The sequence below is a fragment of the Candidatus Cryosericum odellii genome (assembly GCF_003570935.1).
GTDB classification, from domain to species: domain Bacteria; phylum Caldisericota; class Caldisericia; order Cryosericales; family Cryosericaceae; genus Cryosericum; species Cryosericum odellii.
This window is the reverse complement of the sequence record NZ_QXIU01000115.1, coordinates 1-4,368: the sequence shown is the minus strand read 5'-3', so window position 1 is coordinate 4,368 and position 4,368 is coordinate 1. Positions and strand designations below refer to the sequence as shown.

Here is a 4,368-nt window from a genome sequence, read left to right as displayed (position 1 = left end):
CGGACGCCGACATCCCCGAAGGTGATCTGCGCATCGATGTCTTTCATGCGTCAGGTCATGGAGGACAGAACGTGCAGAAGGTTTCTACCGCTGTGCGTATCACGCACATCCCAACGGGCATTTCAGCCAGTTGCCAGAACGAGCGCTCGCAGTTGCAGAACAAGCGAATGGCAATGGCCGTCCTCAAATCCAGACTTCTTGTGCAGCGGGAACTGCAGCGTGATGCCCAGATTTCGGAAGTGCGCGGGGCCTTCAAATCAGCCGAATGGGGCAACGAGATCCGGTCGTATGTCCTGCAGCCGTACAAGCTGGCCAAAGACCACCGGACGGGACTGGAAAAAGGAAACGTTGATGCAGTTCTCGACGGCGACCTGCAGGACTTCATCCTTGCAAGTGTGCGACATGACGCGGAAAATCGTCGTTCGAGCGATTCGTGACGTCGTCGGTATAACGATCGGGTGTTTCGTCTACGCCCTTTCGTTTGCCCTCTTCGTCATCCCTGTTGATCTGGCTCCCGGAGGCGTCTCGGGACTTGCGATCATTCTGAATCATTTCTTCAAGATCGTTCCCATTGGTGCAACAATCATCATCTTGAATACTCCGCTCTTCCTGCTGAGCCTCAAGAGGCTGGGAAAGGCATTCCTGTGGCGTTCAGTGTATGCGACCATCATCTCATCAGTCCTTATTGATGTGATCGTGCCCTTCACCCATGGCTTCCATGTGGACATGCTGCTCTCAGCGGTCTATGCTGGAGTCGTCATGGGCATCGGGATTGGCATCATCTTCCGTTTCTTCGGTTCTACCGGCGGCACTGATCTCCTCGCCCAGATGTTGTCCGAACGCATAGGGCTGAGTTTCGGAACGACTCTGCTGATCATCGACACAGTCATCATTGCTTTCTCGGGTATCGCATTCCGGAGCGTTACGATACCGCTTTACTCAATCGTATCGCTCTATATTTCTGCAAAGGCCATCGACCTCGTACAGGAAGGAATCTCTTTCTCGAAGGCGGCCTGGGTGGTCAGCAACCAACCGGAAGCCATTGCCGGCAAGGTCATGGCCGAACTGGATCGCGGAGTGACGAAATTCACTGCAACTGGCGGCTTCACGGACGAACGCAAGGAAGTGGTGTTCTGCGTCGTACCCCAAAGCCAGATATCTCATCTCAAGCAGATCGTCCATGAGGTTGACCCTGATGCCTTCGTGGCCATCATGGACGTTACCGAGACTCTGGGTCTCGGATTCAAGGAGCTGGGTACACGATGATACANNAAGTTCGTCTTTCTGACAGGTGAGTCGGGCGCAGGCAAGAGCACCGTTCTGCGACTCATCTATCGTGCCGAACGGCCGACGAATGGCACGATCCTGGTTGATGGAGCGGACACGGCAGCGGCTCATGGCGGCTCGCTCACGTCTCTGCGGCGGAGAATGGGCATGGTGTTCCAGGACTACATGCTGCTATTCGACCGCTCCGTGTCTGAAAACGTGGCGCTGCCACTGGCTGTCCGAGGCCTGGGCAAAGTGATCATCAGCCAGGAGGTAGACAAGTATCTGGATCAAGTCGGCCTCGCGGGATACCAGCGTCGCCTGTGCTGCTCGCTTTCCGGAGGCGAGAAGCAGCGTGTTGCTCTTGCCCGCGCGCTCATCGCAAAACCTGATATCATTCTCGCGGACGAGCCAACGGGGAACCTCGACCTGAGCAATGGAGAGAAGATCGTCGAGGTCCTCCATGACGCCAACCGCCAGGGTGCCACTGTCTTCATGGCTACCCATGATCTGTACCTCGTCCAGTCAACACGACTGCCGTTTGTACGGCTCCGTGGTGGACGAAAGGTCGAGGAGGGCAACTTCTGATATGTTTACATTCAAGCAGACACTGCAGGACCTTCGGAGACATCCTGTCCGTACTCTCCTCGTTTCAATCCTGATAGCTGTACTGATGGTCGCAAGCGCTGGCATCTATGCAATGTCCATGGACGTACGCCACACCATCTCGGAGATCGAGAGCACACACTCCATCAACGCATACCTTCTGGCCGGCCTGGATCAGACTTCCATTCAGACTCTTCTCGAGCAGATGCAGAAAGACGAAGCCGTTGCCCGTGCGGAATACGTGAGTCCCGCAGACGGCCTCAAGAAGCTTGAGACTCAGTATCCCCAGTTTGCAAGCGTATTTAGCGACCTGACACGCAATCCGATTCCACCTCTTATCCGGGTCTATCCAGTCTCCGTGCAAGGCATCACCGGCTTGGCTGCGGAGCTTCGTTCTCTTGCTGGCGTTCAAACCGTGGAGTATGACGAAGGCTCGGTGCAGGGGATGGCCAACGCGAACGTGTTTGTCCACAGNNTTCATTGCGGGTTTCTGCCTCATGGCATTCAGCATCATCAATGGCAAACGAAAAGAGACTGCAGTGCTGAGCGTGGTCGGTGCCAGCAACCTCCAGGTTCTTCTCTCAACACCCGCCCACCTTGTCGCTGTCTGGGCGCTGGCATCGGTCCTCTTCGCCGTTGTTCTCCCCAGCGTCATCAGGTATTCCACGACACAGCTCAAGGTATCCTTTTCGTGGGTGACGCCCGAGCCTGTGGGAGTCGTCTACGCTGGGGCCGCCTCCGCCGTTGTACTGGCCTCCCTGGCTTGCCTCCTTCTGGCCTGCGTCATTGCAACGCTACTGGCGTACCGCATGGATGAGGAACAGCGTCGAGAGGAGACCCTTCTCGAATGAGAATCCTGAGACTTTTCACTGCTATTGTCCTGATTCTCTCTCTGTTTGTTGGTGCCTCCGTCTTCGCTCCTGGCGTCGAAGGAGACCTCACGAGCGACCTCAAGGCTGCTCAGCAGAAGATGAACCAGCTGAAAACACAGCTTCAGGCAATCCAGAAGCTGATCACGGAGAACAAGTCGGCCAAGTACAACCTCCTCAGTCAGCTGACTTCCCTTAATGACCAAGTGGATCAACTGGAAGGCGACATAGGGGACATCGACAGCCGCATCACTCAACTGGAGACTCTCCTCAGCAAGACAGCAGCTCAGATCGTCGTCAGAGAAAAGCAATACAACAAGTTGTCAGCAGGAACCGGGTCGTCGATCGATCTCCTGTACCATGTGTCCAACCTCGACGTCGCAGGTCTTCCTTTCACAGGAGGCGACCTTAGTGCCACTGTCGAAGCGCAGCAAGGCGTGTCAGCCGTCCTTCAACAAATCACGGCGTCTCTGTCTGCGGTAAGTACGCAGAAACTCGCTCTGCAATCGGACCGCGCCGACTATGCGCAGACGAAGAGCCAACTGGACCAGGTATATGCGCTCAAGAAACAACAGGCAAGCCTTCTGGCGCAGCAGAAAGCTGCCACGCAGCAGACCCTGGGTTATCTGGCAGCCCAGGGTACCCAATACACTGTAGACAACAAGCGCATTCAAGACGAACTGAGCCGTGAAAACAAGCTCATCGACCAGATTGTCGCTGAGATCGATCGGCAAAAATATCTTGGCAATGAGTCGACAGGCAAGCTCCTTTGGCCAGTGGCGGGCCATATTACTATCACCGAGCTCTTTGGGATGCGCCACGACCCAATTAACGGGGTGTGGGAGATGCACACCGGAATCGATATGGGGGTGCGTATGTCAACACCTGTTTGCGCTCCTGCGGATGGTGTGGTTGTGTACGAGGGGAGATTCTCAGGGTATGGCAACATGCTGATGATTCAATGTGGCCAACATATGACTCTGCTCTTTGGGCATCTCAAGTCGTTCATTGCCAAGAAGGGGCAGTCCGTGACACGTGGCCAGGTAATGGCTCTTTCAGACAACACGGGCTGGAGTACAGGCCCGCATCTACACTTTGAGGTCCGGATCGATGCCATTCCGAAGAACCCGTTCCTCTATCTTGGGCCAAAACCGTAGCGCTCACGGCCAAAGGAGAGTCATATGCCATCCAGAAAATCCTCGCTTGTCATAGCAATAGCCGCGCTGCTCGTTGTCGTGATCGCATTCTGGGCTGGATTTGTCGCATACCCATTCCTTGCCCCACGCCTTACAGGCTCTCCCCGGCCATCGTCTGTCCAGACGACCCTTGACCGTGACACCTATCTCAAACTGTCCGGGGAGATCTATGACACCCTCAGCCTTCAGTACTACCAGAAGGTCGATGCCGGCAAGCTCCTCAAGGGACAGGTCGCTGGGCTCGGCGACCCATACACGGAACTGTTTACACCTGCCGAAGCGGCGGACTTTCGCGAACAGCTGTCTGGTGAATACGTAGGCATCGGCGTCGTCATCACGCCGAGCGCGAAAGCTGATGCCATCGAGATCGTAAGGGTATTTGCTGGTACACCTGCAGAAGAGGCTGGGCTGAAGCCTGGAGACCTCATCGA

Annotated in this window: 6 protein-coding genes and 1 pseudogene; all 7 read left to right on the top strand. The window is 55.6% G+C overall.

Going from position 1 to position 4,368, the window contains the following annotated elements; genetic code table 11:
- Nucleotides 1-437: peptide chain release factor-like protein (locus SMC5_RS04835; protein WP_279386312.1), on the top strand; the 437-nt coding region annotated here is incomplete at its 5' end.
- Nucleotides 403-1,266, top strand: a complete 864-nt coding sequence (locus SMC5_RS04830) for a YitT family protein (protein ID WP_165846198.1) — start codon at nucleotides 403-405, stop codon at nucleotides 1,264-1,266. The genes SMC5_RS04835 and SMC5_RS04830, both read left to right, overlap by 35 nt.
- Nucleotides 1,267-1,284: 18 nt before the next feature.
- On the top strand, nucleotides 1,285-1,854 hold the full coding sequence (locus SMC5_RS04825; RefSeq protein ID WP_119119822.1) for a cell division ATP-binding protein FtsE: 570 nt from the start codon (nucleotides 1,285-1,287) through the stop codon (nucleotides 1,852-1,854).
- Nucleotides 1,772-2,278: pseudogene (locus tag SMC5_RS11635) on the top strand (cell division protein FtsX); the annotation flags it as partial. The gene SMC5_RS04825 and the pseudogene SMC5_RS11635, both read left to right, overlap by 83 nt.
- A gap of 91 nt (nucleotides 2,279-2,369) precedes the next feature.
- Nucleotides 2,370-2,723, top strand: a complete 354-nt coding sequence (locus SMC5_RS11260) for a hypothetical protein (RefSeq protein WP_126854947.1) — start codon at nucleotides 2,370-2,372, stop codon at nucleotides 2,721-2,723.
- Nucleotides 2,720-3,898 (top strand): murein hydrolase activator EnvC family protein, encoded by a 1,179-nt coding sequence (locus tag SMC5_RS04810; protein ID WP_119119819.1) that lies wholly within the window; start codon nucleotides 2,720-2,722, stop codon nucleotides 3,896-3,898. Before SMC5_RS11260 ends, SMC5_RS04810 begins: the two co-directional genes overlap by 4 nt.
- 24 nt (nucleotides 3,899-3,922) lie before the next feature.
- On the top strand, nucleotides 3,923-4,368 hold a 446-nt coding region (locus SMC5_RS04805; protein ID WP_243625000.1), incomplete at its 3' end, for a S41 family peptidase.

Bases quoted from the DNA above. Each gene is read 5' to 3' on its own strand.
- SMC5_RS04830 (WP_165846198.1), top strand. From the start codon at position 403: ATGACGCGGAAAATCGTCGTTCGAGCGATTCGTGACGTCGTCGGTATA.
- SMC5_RS11260 (WP_126854947.1), top strand. From the start codon at position 2,370: ATGGCATTCAGCATCATCAATGGCAAACGAAAAGAGACTGCAGTGCTG.
- SMC5_RS04810 (WP_119119819.1), top strand. From the start codon at position 2,720: ATGAGAATCCTGAGACTTTTCACTGCTATTGTCCTGATTCTCTCTCTG.